Origin of the sequence: Saezia sanguinis (genome assembly GCF_963921665.1) — a bacterium.
Taxonomy (GTDB): Bacteria; Pseudomonadota; Gammaproteobacteria; order Burkholderiales; family Burkholderiaceae_C; genus Saezia; species Saezia sanguinis.
Genome location: NZ_CAWUGC010000001.1, coordinates 88,345 through 101,829, shown reverse-complemented (window position 1 = coordinate 101,829; position 13,485 = coordinate 88,345). Strand labels below are relative to the sequence as shown.

Below are 13,485 nucleotides of genomic sequence, written 5' to 3'. Positions count from 1 at the left end.
GCTGCTGGCTTTTGAACATCATACCAATGCTGTTATTTTTTGCTTTCGTTCGGGTTGTTTTCCAGCTCCGGAATGGCACTGCCCTTGTTGGAAGTCAGCAGGCCCGCCTTGCTGTATACCATCAGTTTCTGGCGTGTATCGGTAATGTCCAGGTTGCGCATGGTCAACTGGCCGATACGGTCGCTTGCGGTAAACATGGAATCGCCCTTTTCCATCGTCAGCCGTTCTGGCTCATAGGTCAGGTTGGGTGATTCGGTATTGAGAAGCGAGTAGTCATTGCCGCGGCGCAATTCCAGCGTGACTTCGCCGGTAATGGCGCGTGCCACCCAGTGCTGGGCACTTTCGCGCAGCATCAGCGACTGGGAATCAAACCAGCGGCCCTGATACAGCAAACGCCCCAGTTTGCGGCCGTTTTCACGGTACTGTTCAATGGTGTCTTCATTGTGAATACCCGTCACCAGACGCTCATACGCAATAAACAGCAATGCCAGTCCGGGGGCTTCGTAAATACCACGGCTCTTGGCTTCAATGATGCGGTTTTCAATCTGGTCGCTCATGCCCAGGCCATGCCGCCCGCCAATGCGGTTGGCTTCCATCATCAGCGTCACCAGGTCAGGATATTCCACCCCATTGAGTGCAACCGGACGCCCTTCTTCAAAACGGACGGTCACTTCTTCCGGTTTGATGACCACATCCTCACGCCAGAAAGCCACGCCCATGATCGGCTCAACGATCTTGATACCGGTATTCAGCTGCTCCAGGTCTTTGGCTTCGTGTGTGGCGCCCAGCATGTTGGAGTCGGTCGAGTAGGCTTTCTCTTTAGACATTTTGTAGTCAAAGCCCGATTTGCGCATGAATTCGGACATTTCCGCGCGTCCACCCAGCTCATCGATAAAAGTGCGGTCCAGCCAGGGTTTGTAGATTTTCAGTTCCGGATTGGTCAGCAGGCCATAACGGTAAAAACGCTCAATGTCATTGCCCTTGTAGGTGCTGCCGTCCCCCCAGATGTTCACATCATCTTCTTTCATGGCAGCCACCAGCATGGTACCGGTCACGGCACGCCCGATAGGAGTGGTGTTGAAATAAGTCAGCCCGGCCGTCGTGATGTGAAAAGCGCCGCACTGCAACGCTGCAATACCTTCTGCCACGAGCTGGGCACGGCAATCAATCAGGCGGGCTTTTTCAGCACCATAACTGGAAGCCTTTTTCGGAATGGCATCGTAATCCGACTCGTCGGGTTGCCCCAGATTGGCCGTATACGCATAGGGAATGGCTCCCTTCTGGCGCATCCACAGCAAAGCCGCGCTGGTATCCAAACCTCCAGAAAATGCAATACCCACTTTCTGGCCCACAGGAACTGATTCAAGAATAGTCGCCATATTTCCTCTGATCTTTTGGCTGAAGTCAAATAAAAACGGATTCGCAGGCACACCACCAACCCTGGCCTGCTGGCCATTTCTCAAATGGGTGCCTGTTTAATGTTACCGATTTTAGCCAACCTGCCGGTAACTGGCAGAACAGCTTGCCAGTCAACCTTTTCCAGCAGTCATGTTCAAACAAATAGCCCGCATACAATTTGTACACGGGCTACCTTTTTACAGGCCCAAATCAGCACCTGTGCTGATCAGGAAACTAATCGGCTAATCGGCAACGCGCCCCAGCAGCAAATACTCCATCAGCGCCTTTTGCACATGCATGCGGTTTTCGGCTTCGTCCCACACCACAGACTGCGGACCGTCAATCACCTCTGCGGTAACCTCTTCACCGCGATGCGCCGGCAGGCAATGCATGAACACTGCATTTTTTGCTGCTGCGGCCATCATTTCGTCGTCCACACACCAGTCGGCAAACGCCTTGCGGCGAGCTTCGTTCTCGGCCTCAAAGCCCATGCTGGTCCACACATCGGTTGTCACCAGATCGGCTCCGGCGCAGGCCTGCATCGGGTCTTTGAATATTTTGTAGCATTTATCATCGGTAATGCCAGCAAGCGCCAGGTCCACGCCATACCCGCTGGGGGTGCTGATATGCACCGTGAACCCAAGCAATTGGGCTGCCTGCAACCAGGTGTTGGCCATGTTGTTGCCGTCCCCCACCCAGGCCACCACTTTGCCTTCAATGGAACCGCGGTGTTCAATGAAGGTAAAAATATCGGCCAGTATCTGGCAAGGATGGAACTCGTTGGTCAGGCCATTGATGATTGGCACACGGGAATAGCGGGCAAATGTTTCGAGCTTATCCTGACCAAAGGTACGGATCATCACAATATCGGTCATGCGGCTGATCACACGTGCGGTATCCTCAATCGGCTCGGAGCGTCCGAGCTGGCTGTCACCGGTGGTCAAATGCACCACAGAACCACCCAGTTGGTACATGCCAGCCTCAAAACTCACACGCGTACGGGTAGAGGCTTTTTCAAAAATCATCGCCAGCGTGCGGTCAGCCAGCGGATGGTACTTCTCATACGTTTTGAAGCGATGCTTGATGATACGCGCGCGTTCAAACAGGTATGCGTATTCTTCCGCATTGAAATCCTTGAATTGCAGATAATGACGAATCAGCCGATCACCGGGTAACATGACAAAAATCCTTTTTAGAATAAGCTCGATAGTATCAATTCTGTGCATTACATACGAAGCAGGCTGCTCACAAAACTGCCCATACCCTTGCACCACTCACAATTTTTCAGATAGATAAAACGGATTTGGCATCATACCAAACATCTATACACTGCGGCATGACTTCATACGCCAAAATGTTGTCTTTAGAATCACCTGCTGGCACCACCGGCCTGCATATCTGCATCGTGTATGCGCTGATCCGTCTGCAAAATCTGCTCCTGTGCCGCGCGCGCCCTGTCTAAAGGCTGCTGCACATGCTCGGTGATCTGCTGTGCCGCTCTCTGGCTGGCTGGCTCGCTTTGCGCAGCAGTTTCACTTTTTTCACAGGCGGCCAAAACCATTGCCGCCGCCACACAAACAGCACCAGACACAACCCTCATCATTGTTCTCAACATTGTTTTTTGCAAAATACCCTGCTCCATTTCAACCCCATTGATATTGACTTTGCTCACCACAGCCCCAGCGTGGATGCCGGAAATGCCGGATCAGACTGCCGTATAAACTCGTCCAGCCGCCCTTTTTCGCGGATGATGCGCTGCCCTTCCCGGCTCATCATACCGGTGCAGCGTTCCCGGTCATGCACAACCACCATGTTCTGCCGGCTCCAGAACACGCCGGGTAAATTCGGATCGGCCTGTGCATTCAACTGCCAGCACTGCACCCGATGATCCCAGATCTTGCGCCAGCGCACCCAGGCCCCATGGTTTTGCTCAATAAACCCGTAGGTGGCCGCCACCATCACCAGCATACGCTGGTTGGAGGTTGAATTGGCCCAGCCCTGCAATGCAGCAATGATGGCCTCATCATCCAGCGGCCAGTTCGAAAAATCCGTATCGCAAAAAACAAGGTTCACCGCACCTTGCTCACATGCCGAAACCACACAGGAGCGCACCAGCGACACAAACTCAGCCTGCCCGCTGAATGTCTGGAACTGCGGCAGCAAGCCTTCTGGTTCCGCAGAGCCGCCGGCGTCAAAATCCTGCTGGTCACTCACTGTCATAAAGCCATCCGTCGTCACGCCAGGCCTGCAGCAATTCTCTGGCCTGAGCGCTGGCGCGCCGCACCTGTGCCGCCGTCAGATAGCGCTGGTTGGCCAAGGCGCGCATCAGCGTTGCATCACGGCCTGACATTTTGTACGACTCACCATTGATATAACAATGCCTCTCATCATAAAGCATACGCGTTGCCGCGGCCAAATGCACTGCCCCTATTGGCGTCTCCAGAATAGCCCCTTCAAACCAAATCCCCGGTTTTGGCTCGCTCATATATTCGCCCAGTGCCCGGTGCAATACCTGCGGCGAAGCCAGCGCCTTGCGAACCGCTTTTTCCGCATATTGCTGCAACGCCGCCGGAATGGCCGCAGGCGTGTCTGTTGCCTTCTGGGACGGATCGGTGTAATACACCTCATCATCAGGCTGATCTTCCAGCATGCGGAAAGTCACTTCACGCGCCAGCTCGGTGCGCTGCGGCGTGCGAAAGCCCACCGAATACGTCACGCACTCACCCCCGGCACCTGTGCCATCATGCCCCCACAGTGGCGGCAGGTACAGCAGGTCGCCCGGCTCCAGAATATATTCATTTTCGGGATCAAAATGTTTCAGAATTCTCAGCGGCACATCATCACGCAAATCCTGAAAATCATGCACCGGCCCGATGCGCCAGCGCCCTTTGCCCTGCCCCTGAATCAAAAACACGTCATACGCGTCATAATGCGGCCCGACACCACCGTCGGCACTGGCCCAGGCCATCAGCACATCATCGAGCCGTGCATCGGGAATAAAGCGGAACTGCTGCATCAGTTCATGTGCCACAGCCTGGTGTGTATCAACCCCCTGCAGCAACAAAGTCCATTTGGGCCGGGAAACCGGCGGCAAGGAACGCCGCTGGAAAGGCCCCTGCCGCACACGCCAGACGCCTTTGGGCGTACACTCCACAACCTTGGACTCCACATCCTCCCGCTCGGCCATGGCAAACATTTCCTGCCGTGAAATCGGCCCGGTAAAACCGGGAAAAGCCTGCCGGACCAGCAGGGGTTTCTTGCCCCAGTACTGGCGCATGAACTGCTGTGGCGTCAAACCGCCCAGAAAAACCTGTGGTTGATTAGCTTGCATATAAAATAGACCCTATGAATATCAAATCACCGTGCGTCATTACCCTGACCTGGACTCTCAGAGACTCCCTGAACAACATCATTGATGAACTCAAGGAGCCCACTGCCTATCTGTATGGCGGCAATGACCTGCTGCCCAAAATTGAAGAGGCCCTGCTTGATCATACCAAAGGCGAGCAGTTAGACCTGTATCTGGAGCCTGAGCACACCTATGGCGATTATGACAGCGATCTGGTCTTTTTTGAGGCCCGAAACGTCTTTCCTGACCCAATCAGCCCCGGTATGCAGTTTGAAGGCCTGCCCCAGGGTGCCAAAAGCCAGGCCCCGGCAGACACCATCTATACCGTAACGGAAGTCTATGACGCATATGTCGTGGTTGACGGCAACCACCCGCTGGCGGGCATATCACTGAAGCTGCACCTTAACATCAAAGACGTGCGCGAAGCCACCCCGGATGAAATTGAACGCGGCAGCCTGGCAGCCGGCATGTTTGAAGTGGCCGATTTGCTGCCGCTGGGCAAAAAGATTCACTAACAACTCACACTATGCTACTCAGTGCTGCTGAGGCAAACGCTCTTTAATACCTGCCTTCAGCTTTGGCATAAAGGCAGTGATTGCCGGCTTGAGTTCGGCAAACAGCGGATCATCCTTGTTTTCCAGCACCACTTCGGTCAGCAGTTTCAGACCGACAGCAAAGGCGGTTGCGGTATTTTCATCAAAATGCGTACCCTGCCTAATCCGCTGCACAATCTGCAAAATATCGTCGTGGTTGCCCACCTGAAAACTCAGTGGCTGGCTGGTTGACTCGCGCCCTTCAGAAGATACCACGGGTTCCACCGTGATTTTAAACTGGTATTTTTTAGCCATTTTCATCCTTATCATGGCAAAAGCGCCGACTTTCCTTTAATAAAGGTGTGTCAGCGCTTTTTTAGTTCTGCAATTCTTATTAACTCTTATTGCGCGGTGTAACCACCATCCACCATCACGCATGAGCCGTTGACAAACGATGCATCATCACTTGCCAGGAACAGCACCACGGCAGCCACTTCTTCCGGTTTGCCCAGACGGCCTTCTGGATGCAATGCCTCCAGCGCTTTTTTCGCTTCAGGGCCAATGTGATCCAACAGCGGCGTGTTAATATACCCCGGGCATACAGCGTTCACGCGCACACCCTTGGCCGCATAATCAATGGCCAGCGTCTGTGTCAGCAGTTTCACGCCGCCCTTGGCTGCTGCATAGGCGGTTACACTGTTTTTCCCCACATGGCTGTGAATAGAGCCGCAGTTCACAATCACACCGCCGCGTTTGTGTTTCTCCCAATACGCAATGACAGCACGGTCACACAAGTAGACACCGGTCAGGTTGATGTTGATGGTTTGCTGCCAGTCTGCCAGTGAGAGTTTGGTTACGGCGTTGTCACGCGCAATCCCGGCATTGGCAAACAGAATATCCACCCCGCCAAAACGCTCCACGGTTTTATCCAGCATCTGCTGAACAGCAGCTTCACTGGCAACATCGGTTTTGACAAACAGTGCCTGGCTGCCGTTCTTTTGCAACTGGTCTGCCACGTCCTGCCCTTTGTCAGAAAAATCGGCAATGACTACTTTGGCACCTTCTTTGGCAAACGCCTGCACGCTTGACAGTCCAATACCGCTGGCCCCTCCGGTCACAATGGCTACTTTGTCTTTGAATCTCATTATTGTTCCTCCTTAAGTGAGTTGGTCCGGCCAGCCACCTGCTTGCTACCTGCTGTTTTAAACTGAAATGCTTTTGCAAAGGCAGAAACTGCTGGCCTGTATCTGTCATGATACATCTGTCCAGCATGGCGTATTTCTATGCATGGACATGCAGTTCATCTTACATCAAACTTTGACCTGATATCAGCGTTGGCATTTTCCATTTTGCTGCATTTGCGCATGATGCTGACACGCCAAGCCTGTTATGTCACAATCGCCCCATGAAAAATTCTGCTGTCAATCTTCCTGTTTTGGGTATCGGCATGGCCATACTGGCCGCCATGCTGTGGGGCACCACCGGCACAGCACAAAGCATGGCCTCCGGCGCTACTTCACCATACTGGACGGGTGCATTACGGCTTGCATTTTCCTGTGGTTTTTTTCTTGTTCTCATTTTTTACAAACGGTTCAGACAAACGCCTCATTCAGCAGATGTTTACGCGCAGCGCCCTACACCGTTAAAGCAAAAGCCTTACTTGGCAACCGTTCTGATTGCAGGTACCTGCATGGGTTTATACAACCTGTCTTTTTTTTCCGGCGTTAAAGCCACCGGTATTGCCATTGGCACTGCCGCAGCCATTGGCAGCGCCCCGATCTGGGCCGGACTGTTGCAGGCGCTGATCACCCGCAAGGCCCCTCCCTGGCTATGGTGGGCTGGTACGTTGTGTGCCACTGCAGGCGGTATCTGGATGGTATTGTCACAGGCTACGCCATGGCAGTTTGACCCCAAAGGGCTGGCCTTGTGCCTGTCAGCCGGCCTGACCTACGCCATTTACACACTGGTCAGCAAACGCCTGTTGAAAATGGCTTCACCGCTGACCATTACCAGCCATACTTTTGGCATCGCAGCCCTCATCGCCATCCCTGCAGCCTGGCTGCTGACCGGGCCTTTAAGCATCACGCCATCCGACTGGCTGATCATGCTCTACCTGGGTGTGGCGGCCACTGGCATTTCCTACCTGCTGTTTACGCAGGCGCTCAAACACATTTCAGCAGCCACCGGTGTAGCGCTGGCCTTGTTTGAGCCTATTACCGCATTTGTGCTGGCCATTGTGGTGGTGGGCGAGCCTGTACAGGCCTGGGCCTTTGCCGGCTTGTGCCTGATTCTGGCTGGACTGGTACTGGTTTTGCGCACCGAAATGCGCGCGACAACGGCCTGAATTTTCAGATATCCACGATTCAATTTATCGCAATTTGTATAACCCGCCACGCTTTATTTCGCCATAGCGGATAATATGCCAACGTAAGAGGATGGAGTTCATATGATCAAAAATGCTCAAACACTTGTTGCAGAAGCTAAAAAAAACATTCATGAGATTACAGTTAATGAGGCCGATGCAGCCCTGAAAGCGGCAGACATCATTATTGATGTGCGCGAGCCTGCAGAATACCAGGCCGGGCATGTGCCTGGAGCCGTCAATATTCCGCGCGGGCTGCTCGAATTTAAACTGGGAGAAATTCCTGAATTGAATTCAGCACAGGCCAGAATTGTCATGTACTGCAAAACCGATGGCCGTTGCGCACTGGCAGCACAGACGCTGCAGGATATGGGTTACCAGCAGGTACAGTCCATTGCAGGTGGTATCAATGCCTGGATCGATGCGGGCAAACCAATCGAACTTTAAACACTTTATCCACATTTCTGAAACGTTTATGCTTGTTCGCCTTTCCAAACGCATGGCTGAATTGGGCCTGGCCTCGCGCCGTGAAGCTGATGACTGGATTGCCAAAGGCTGGGTTCAAGTCAACCAGCAGCCCGCCACACTGGGACAAAAAGTGCCGGCAGATTTACCGGCTGCGCAAATCAAAATTCAACGGGCTGCACAGACAGAGCAGCAAAAACGCGTTACCGTGATTCTGCATAAGCCCGTGGGCTATGTTTCGGGGCAGGCAGAGCATGATTACACGCCTGCCATCGCGCTGATTGACCCCGCCCGGCACTGGAAAGAGGATTCATCGCAGCAATCTTTTTCCCGCCAGCAGCTCAGAGGACTGGCCCCGGCCGGCCGGCTCGATATTGACTCCACAGGCATGCTGGTGCTGACCCAGGACGGCCGCATTGCCCGCCAGTTAATTGGTGAAGATTCTCATCTGGAAAAGGAGTATCTGGTCCGGGTGGCCGATGAACAGGGAAGCGAAAATATTCAGGAGCGCTTTTCAAAAGACAAGCTGAAACTGCTCAACCACGGCCTGGCGCTGGACAATGTGCCACTCAAGCCGGCACAGGTTAAATGGCTGAATGCCAACCAGTTGCAGTTTATCCTGGTTGAAGGGAAAAAGCGCCAGATCCGGCGCATGTGCGAACAGGTCGGGCTGAAAGTTGTCGGCCTGAAACGCGTACGCATGGGGCGTATCCGCCTGGGCGCACTGCCACAGGGGCAGTGGCGTTATCTGGCACCGCATGAGCAGTTCTGATATACAGAGGCAATAACCTGTTGCCTCTGATGCTGCCACTTCCCAGAGCATGCATCCGCACCTGCCAGAACAGTCTCATCTGAAACCTCTGGCAGGATTTTCACAGCAAGGCTGCGCACCGCAGTATTAATCTTCATCCCTGATCTGTGCCAACAGTTCATATGAATGCAACCGGGCCTCGTGATTGTAGATGGCAGAAGCCACAATCAGCTCATCGGCCTGGGTCAGCGCAACAAACTCTTTGATCTGCTGACGCACTGTTGCAGGAGACCCAATGGCAGAGGCCGCCAGGGTCTGCCGGACAATGGCCGTTTCAGTAGAATCCAGTTGCGATAACAGGTTGGCCTTGGGCGCAGGCAGTTGCGAAGGCCTGCCCATGCGATTATTGATAAAAGACTGCTGTGCGGATGAAGCCAACAGCATCGCTTCATCATCGGTCTCAGCCACAAAAGCGTTGTAGCCCACCATGACATAAGGCTCATTCAGATATTTGGACGGCCTGAACTGTGAGCGGTACACCTCCAGCGCCTGCATCATCATGGCCGGTGCAAAATGTGATGCAAACGAGTAAGGCAGCCCCAGCGCGGCGGCCAGTTGGGCACCAAACAGGCTTGACCCCAGTATCCAGACAGGCATACGGGTGCCTGCACCGGGAATCGCACGCACCGCACGGCGCGGTGAATCTTCAAAATACTCCATCAGCTCAACCACATCTTCCGGAAACGCCTCCGGGTCAGACATCAGGTTGCGTCTGAGTGCGCGCGCTGTTTTAGGGTCCGACCCCGGCGCCCTGCCCAGCCCCAGCTCAATACGGCCCGGATACATCGCCTCCAGCGTTCCAAACTGCTCTGCAATCACCAGCGGCGAATGGTTGGGCAGCATGATGCCGCCGGCCCCTATCGTCAGCGTCGAGGTGCCTGCCGCAATGTACCCCATCAGTACCGCTGTGGCAGAGCTTCCAATACCCGGCATGCCATGGTGTTCTGCCACCCAGTAACGCTGGTAGCCCCAGCGCTCGGCATGTTGTGCCAGATCCAGCGTATGCCGGAAAGATTCAGCAGCAGATCCCCCTTCATTAATGGGTGACAAATCCAGAACAGCTATTGCAACCATCATCTATCCTTTTCACTTGATATGTGCATAAAACAAGCCCCCTTAACGCACCGATGCCTGCTCGCCATCCAGCGCACGAACCAGATCCTGCAACAAAGGCATTAATTCACCTGTTGCAATGGCCGCATCGGCATCAAACACATCGTCTGAGTCATTGGGGTTGGACTCAAACACCACATCCAGGAAACTGATGCGTTTGAGCTTTAACTCCTGCGTCAGTATCAGGCTGACCCGGCTGTTCCAGGTCAAAGCCATTTGTGCCGGGTGCATACCCTGCTCAAGGTGCTGCCGGATCTCGGGCGTATCCAGCGAGAGCCGGGCATAACGCAGAACCGATTTCATTTCACTGTCTGAGCGCAGCTCACAATCCATATCCACTGTCCATGGTGCAGGCTCACCATCCAGCAGCCACTGTGCCATAGCCACTGCCGGAGACGTTTTGGTCTGCATATCGCTGACAGCCAGGCCATCCAGCGCCTTGACCAGCGCAGTAACAACTATGCCCGCATGGGTGGTACTGGTGGCATCCACCATGATCCAGCGGTTTTTAGGCTCTATCCAGATATTAAACCCGCGCTGCCGCGGAAACGCCTGCGGCAACAATTCCTGCGTGACCTGCTCCTTGAGTTCTTTCTGGTACTGGCGTCCGGGGCGGCGTCCGCTGTCTTTTTCAATTTTGTCGCACACCTCCTGCAAACGGCGTTTGATAACCGCCGCCGGTACCGGTTTGTCCTCTACCAGCAGGCGCAGCAGCCATTGTCCATTGACAAACTCAACCAAAGGCCCGTTTTCAGCTCCACGCGGCTCTACCCATCCGATTGACTGCGACTGGGAGCCTGCACACGGGGTAAAACGATTTTTCTCCAATGCCGCCTCCATGGCCTGCATTTCCGGTTTCCACTTATCCGCATAACGAAACAACATCAAATTCTTAAACAACACGCCATCCATTCCTTCTTGATAACAACCTCATTTTGAACCTTATGCCACAATAAGCACCATAGGTCAGAGCAAAGGGTTTACATCTTTGCAGCAAGTGAACTATTTTGCCAGTTTGCCGCTCAACTTACTTTTCACGATAACAAAACACAATATTATGGATAGACGACACTTTCTTTCTTCCTCTGGTAAAGCCATTGGTGCTGGCAGCGTTGTATCAGCACTGTCACTATGGTCTACCCTGACACAGGCCGAACAGCTCCGGGTGTTAGGCGCTTCACAGCGTTTTGATCTTGATATTCTCAAGGCGCACGCTCAAAAAATGGCTTCCGAAGCTTATGTTGTACACAATAACCATCTGCCTGCCGAGGTTTCTAAACTGAACTGGGACCAGTACCAAAGCATCCAGTTCAAGGATGACCACACCCTGTGGGGTGACGACAAGCTGCCGCTGGCTGCTAAATTTTTCCATCTGGGGCTGTTCTTTAAAACTCCAGTCCAGATGTACCAGGTCGTCGACGGGCAGGCCCAGGAACTGGCTTATGACCCGGCCATGTTCAACTACGGCAAAAGCGGTCTGGACGGCTCTAAACTGCCGGCCGACCTGGGCTTTGCCGGCTTCAGGCTGCTGAATACCCAGGATATGACACGCGATATTGCCGCCTTTTTAGGCGCCAGCTATTTCCGCGCTGTCGGGGTTGAAAAGCAGTATGGCCTTTCCGCCCGCGGGCTGGCCATTGACACCGCCATGCCGTACCCGGAGGAATTCCCGGAATTCATCGCTTTCTGGCTGGAAAAACCTGCGGCCGATGCCAAAGCGCTTAAGGTATATGCGCTGCTTGATTCTCCCAGCATCACCGGCGCCTATCAATTCACCATCACCCCCGGTGATACGCTCACCATGGATGTCGCGGCTTATCTGTACCCCCGCAAAGAAATTGCCCGCATGGGTATTGGCCCTTGCACCAGCATGTACCAGTATGGTGAAAATGACAAGCGCATGGCCTGGGACTGGCGCCCGGAAATCCACGACTCCGATGGCCTGCAACTCCATACCGGCAATGGCGAATGGATCTGGCGGCCTCTGGCCAACCCGGTCCATCTGCGTTTCAACGCTTTCCAGGACAATAATCCGCGTGGTTTCGGACTGGTACAAAGAGACCGCAACTTTGACCACTATCAGGACGACGGCATTTTTTACGAACGCCGCCCCAGCCTGTGGGTAGAACCACAAGGCAACTGGGGCGCAGGGTCGGTGGACCTGGTTGAAATTCCCACTGTGGACGAAACGTTTGACAATATCGTGGCGTTCTGGACCCCGGCGCAAAAACCACAACGCGGCGATGAACTGGTCTATCAGTACCGTTTGTACTGGGGCGGCCTGCCCCCGGTCAGTTCACCGCTGGCACACTGTGTTGACACCTATACCGGGCTGGGTGGTGTAGTCGGCCAGAAACGCACCTACTATTCGCAGCGCTTTGTGGTGGATTTTGTCGGCAGCATACTGGAAAAACTGCCCGAAAATGCCACCGTCAAACCGGTTATCACCGTATCACGCGGAGAGGTTGAGCTGGCTTCTGTACGGCCACAGTACGAGAAAAAAGGCTACCGCGCCATGTTTGACCTGAAGCCTGATGACAGCACCAGCCAGATCGACATCCGCCTGTACCTTGAACATGAAGGACAAGTATTGAGCGAAACCTGGCTGTATCAGTGGAACCCGCCACCGCTGAACCAGCGTACGCTGTATTAAAACAAAGCTTTTGGAAATATCCGGCGCCTGAAAAGGTGCCAGATGTTTTTTTAAAACACGATACGCTCAGCCGCATTCCCTACCGGGGCTTCCGTTGCCGGAGACGTGGCTCTGGGCAGCGCAGGCTGCTGCTCCATATCAAGCTGGTAATGGTAATAAATGCTTTGTTGCAGCAATGCAAAGAACCGGTCATAAAAATCCCCGGAAACAATGGTTGCACTCCCCACTTTCACCAACGAACTGCCAGAAGAAAATAACGGTACAGAAACCGACCCCAGCGCCGGCAGCCCCAGGCTCGCCGAGGTATTGTCCGTGGTTAAGGTATAGCGGTCCTGCACGGCTGTCGCATAAACCGTGGTACGTTCTTTGCCCCTGTTATCGGGCTCGGCAATGCAGACCACATGAAAGTTGATTTCCACATGCTCTTCACCGGTAGGTTGAAAAGACTTTGTGGCCATGATCTGCTCCCTGTTGGAGTTGACCATGATATAGCCCTGGCTGAGCAGTGTTCTTCTGGCCGCCTCGCAGGCAACATTCTGACTGACAGCAAATTCCTCATGGAAATCTCCACCGCCGTGGAATTCATTGTCATCATAAATCTTGTAAGAAGTCGGCAAAATATTCAGGCAGCCGCCCAGCAGCGCGCACACCCCGGCCAGGCCCAACAGCCTGCCGTAGCGTTGTATTGCCATCCGTACTTTGGATACATTCAGCATGATGTGCCTGATTTCACACAGCACCTGACAGACTCCTTCATGGTCCTGTTGCCCGTTGGTTCATTTAAAATAATATGCCGCAGCC

15 protein-coding genes are annotated in these 13,485 nt (G+C 53.8%); 5 read left to right on the top strand and 10 right to left on the bottom strand.

What is annotated here, in order from left to right:
* Positions 1–32: 32 nt before the first annotated feature.
* From argG to AACY98_RS00455, 5 genes are all read right to left on the bottom strand, one after another.
* Entirely contained in the window at positions 33–1,379 is a 1,347-nt protein-coding gene (gene argG / locus AACY98_RS00475) for an argininosuccinate synthase (RefSeq protein ID WP_339800213.1), read from the bottom strand.
* A 261-nt stretch (positions 1,380–1,640) separates the two neighbouring features.
* On the bottom strand, positions 1,641–2,576 hold the full coding sequence (gene argF, locus AACY98_RS00470) for an ornithine carbamoyltransferase (RefSeq protein ID WP_126979589.1): 936 nt from the start codon (positions 2,574–2,576) through the stop codon (positions 1,641–1,643).
* Positions 2,577–2,767: 191 nt separating this feature from the next.
* Entirely contained in the window at positions 2,768–3,070 is a 303-nt protein-coding gene (locus AACY98_RS00465) for a hypothetical protein (RefSeq protein ID WP_339800210.1), read from the bottom strand.
* Positions 3,067–3,618 (bottom strand): hypothetical protein, encoded by a 552-nt coding sequence (locus AACY98_RS00460; protein WP_339800207.1) that lies wholly within the window; start codon positions 3,616–3,618, stop codon positions 3,067–3,069. The genes AACY98_RS00465 and AACY98_RS00460 overlap by 4 nt, the downstream gene beginning before the upstream one ends.
* On the bottom strand, positions 3,605–4,729 hold the full coding sequence (locus AACY98_RS00455) for a cupin domain-containing protein (protein WP_339800204.1): 1,125 nt from the start codon (positions 4,727–4,729) through the stop codon (positions 3,605–3,607). The genes AACY98_RS00460 and AACY98_RS00455 overlap by 14 nt, the downstream gene beginning before the upstream one ends.
* Before the next feature lie 14 nt (positions 4,730–4,743).
* Here AACY98_RS00455 and AACY98_RS00450 point away from each other — a divergent pair, with 14 nt between their 5' ends.
* Positions 4,744–5,262, top strand: coding sequence for an FKBP-type peptidyl-prolyl cis-trans isomerase (locus AACY98_RS00450; protein ID WP_126979581.1), 519 nt, complete (start codon positions 4,744–4,746; stop codon positions 5,260–5,262).
* Positions 5,263–5,280: 18 nt separating this feature from the next.
* On the opposite strand, the gene AACY98_RS00445 is transcribed toward AACY98_RS00450, so the two are convergent.
* Positions 5,281–5,595, bottom strand: coding sequence for a DUF3861 domain-containing protein (locus AACY98_RS00445; RefSeq protein ID WP_339800199.1), 315 nt, complete (start codon positions 5,593–5,595; stop codon positions 5,281–5,283).
* Positions 5,596–5,681: 86 nt separating this feature from the next.
* Complete coding sequence (locus AACY98_RS00440; protein ID WP_339800195.1) at positions 5,682–6,425, bottom strand: SDR family NAD(P)-dependent oxidoreductase; 744 nt, start codon at positions 6,423–6,425, stop codon at positions 5,682–5,684.
* A 260-nt stretch (positions 6,426–6,685) separates the two neighbouring features.
* On the opposite strand from AACY98_RS00440, the gene AACY98_RS00435 reads away from it, so the two are divergent.
* The 3 genes from AACY98_RS00435 (at position 6,686) to AACY98_RS00425 (ending at position 8,879) form a co-directional block, all read left to right on the top strand.
* Entirely contained in the window at positions 6,686–7,624 is a 939-nt protein-coding gene (locus AACY98_RS00435) for a DMT family transporter (RefSeq protein ID WP_339800192.1), read from the top strand.
* A gap of 102 nt (positions 7,625–7,726) precedes the next feature.
* On the top strand, positions 7,727–8,089 hold the full coding sequence (locus AACY98_RS00430) for a rhodanese-like domain-containing protein (protein ID WP_338056653.1): 363 nt from the start codon (positions 7,727–7,729) through the stop codon (positions 8,087–8,089).
* Between the two features lie 28 nt (positions 8,090–8,117).
* Positions 8,118–8,879, top strand: a complete 762-nt coding sequence (locus AACY98_RS00425) for a pseudouridine synthase (protein WP_339800185.1) — start codon at positions 8,118–8,120, stop codon at positions 8,877–8,879.
* Between the two features lie 126 nt (positions 8,880–9,005).
* Here the strand turns inward: AACY98_RS00425 and AACY98_RS00420 are convergent, their stop codons facing one another.
* On the bottom strand, positions 9,006–9,992 hold the full coding sequence (locus AACY98_RS00420) for an LLM class flavin-dependent oxidoreductase (RefSeq protein ID WP_339800941.1): 987 nt from the start codon (positions 9,990–9,992) through the stop codon (positions 9,006–9,008).
* Positions 9,993–10,034: 42 nt separating this feature from the next.
* Positions 10,035–10,934, bottom strand: coding sequence for a recombination-associated protein RdgC (locus AACY98_RS00415; protein WP_162615278.1), 900 nt, complete (start codon positions 10,932–10,934; stop codon positions 10,035–10,037).
* Between the two features lie 154 nt (positions 10,935–11,088).
* Here AACY98_RS00415 and AACY98_RS00410 point away from each other — a divergent pair, with 154 nt between their 5' ends.
* Positions 11,089–12,684, top strand: a complete 1,596-nt coding sequence (locus tag AACY98_RS00410) for a glucan biosynthesis protein (protein WP_339800182.1) — start codon at positions 11,089–11,091, stop codon at positions 12,682–12,684.
* 50 nt (positions 12,685–12,734) lie between these two features.
* On the opposite strand, the gene AACY98_RS00405 is transcribed toward AACY98_RS00410, so the two are convergent.
* Positions 12,735–13,400: a DUF2242 domain-containing protein gene (locus tag AACY98_RS00405; protein WP_126979567.1), complete on the bottom strand. Its 666-nt coding sequence runs from the start codon at positions 13,398–13,400 to the stop codon at positions 12,735–12,737.
* Positions 13,401–13,485: the final 85 nt, after the last annotated feature.

Coding starts and splice junctions, on each gene's coding strand:
- argG (WP_339800213.1), bottom strand. CDS start 1,379: ATGGCGACTATTCTTGAATCAGTTCCTGTGGGCCAGAAAGTGGGTATT.
- argF (WP_126979589.1), bottom strand. CDS start 2,576: ATGTTACCCGGTGATCGGCTGATTCGTCATTATCTGCAATTCAAGGAT.
- AACY98_RS00460 (WP_339800207.1), bottom strand. CDS start 3,618: ATGACAGTGAGTGACCAGCAGGATTTTGACGCCGGCGGCTCTGCGGAA.
- AACY98_RS00455 (WP_339800204.1), bottom strand. CDS start 4,729: ATGCAAGCTAATCAACCACAGGTTTTTCTGGGCGGTTTGACGCCACAG.
- AACY98_RS00450 (WP_126979581.1), top strand. CDS start 4,744: ATGAATATCAAATCACCGTGCGTCATTACCCTGACCTGGACTCTCAGA.
- AACY98_RS00445 (WP_339800199.1), bottom strand. CDS start 5,595: ATGGCTAAAAAATACCAGTTTAAAATCACGGTGGAACCCGTGGTATCT.
- AACY98_RS00440 (WP_339800195.1), bottom strand. CDS start 6,425: ATGAGATTCAAAGACAAAGTAGCCATTGTGACCGGAGGGGCCAGCGGT.
- AACY98_RS00435 (WP_339800192.1), top strand. CDS start 6,686: ATGAAAAATTCTGCTGTCAATCTTCCTGTTTTGGGTATCGGCATGGCC.
- AACY98_RS00430 (WP_338056653.1), top strand. CDS start 7,727: ATGATCAAAAATGCTCAAACACTTGTTGCAGAAGCTAAAAAAAACATT.
- AACY98_RS00425 (WP_339800185.1), top strand. CDS start 8,118: ATGCTTGTTCGCCTTTCCAAACGCATGGCTGAATTGGGCCTGGCCTCG.
- AACY98_RS00420 (WP_339800941.1), bottom strand. CDS start 9,992: ATGGTTGCAATAGCTGTTCTGGATTTGTCACCCATTAATGAAGGGGGA.
- AACY98_RS00410 (WP_339800182.1), top strand. CDS start 11,089: ATGGATAGACGACACTTTCTTTCTTCCTCTGGTAAAGCCATTGGTGCT.
- AACY98_RS00405 (WP_126979567.1), bottom strand. CDS start 13,400: ATGCTGAATGTATCCAAAGTACGGATGGCAATACAACGCTACGGCAGG.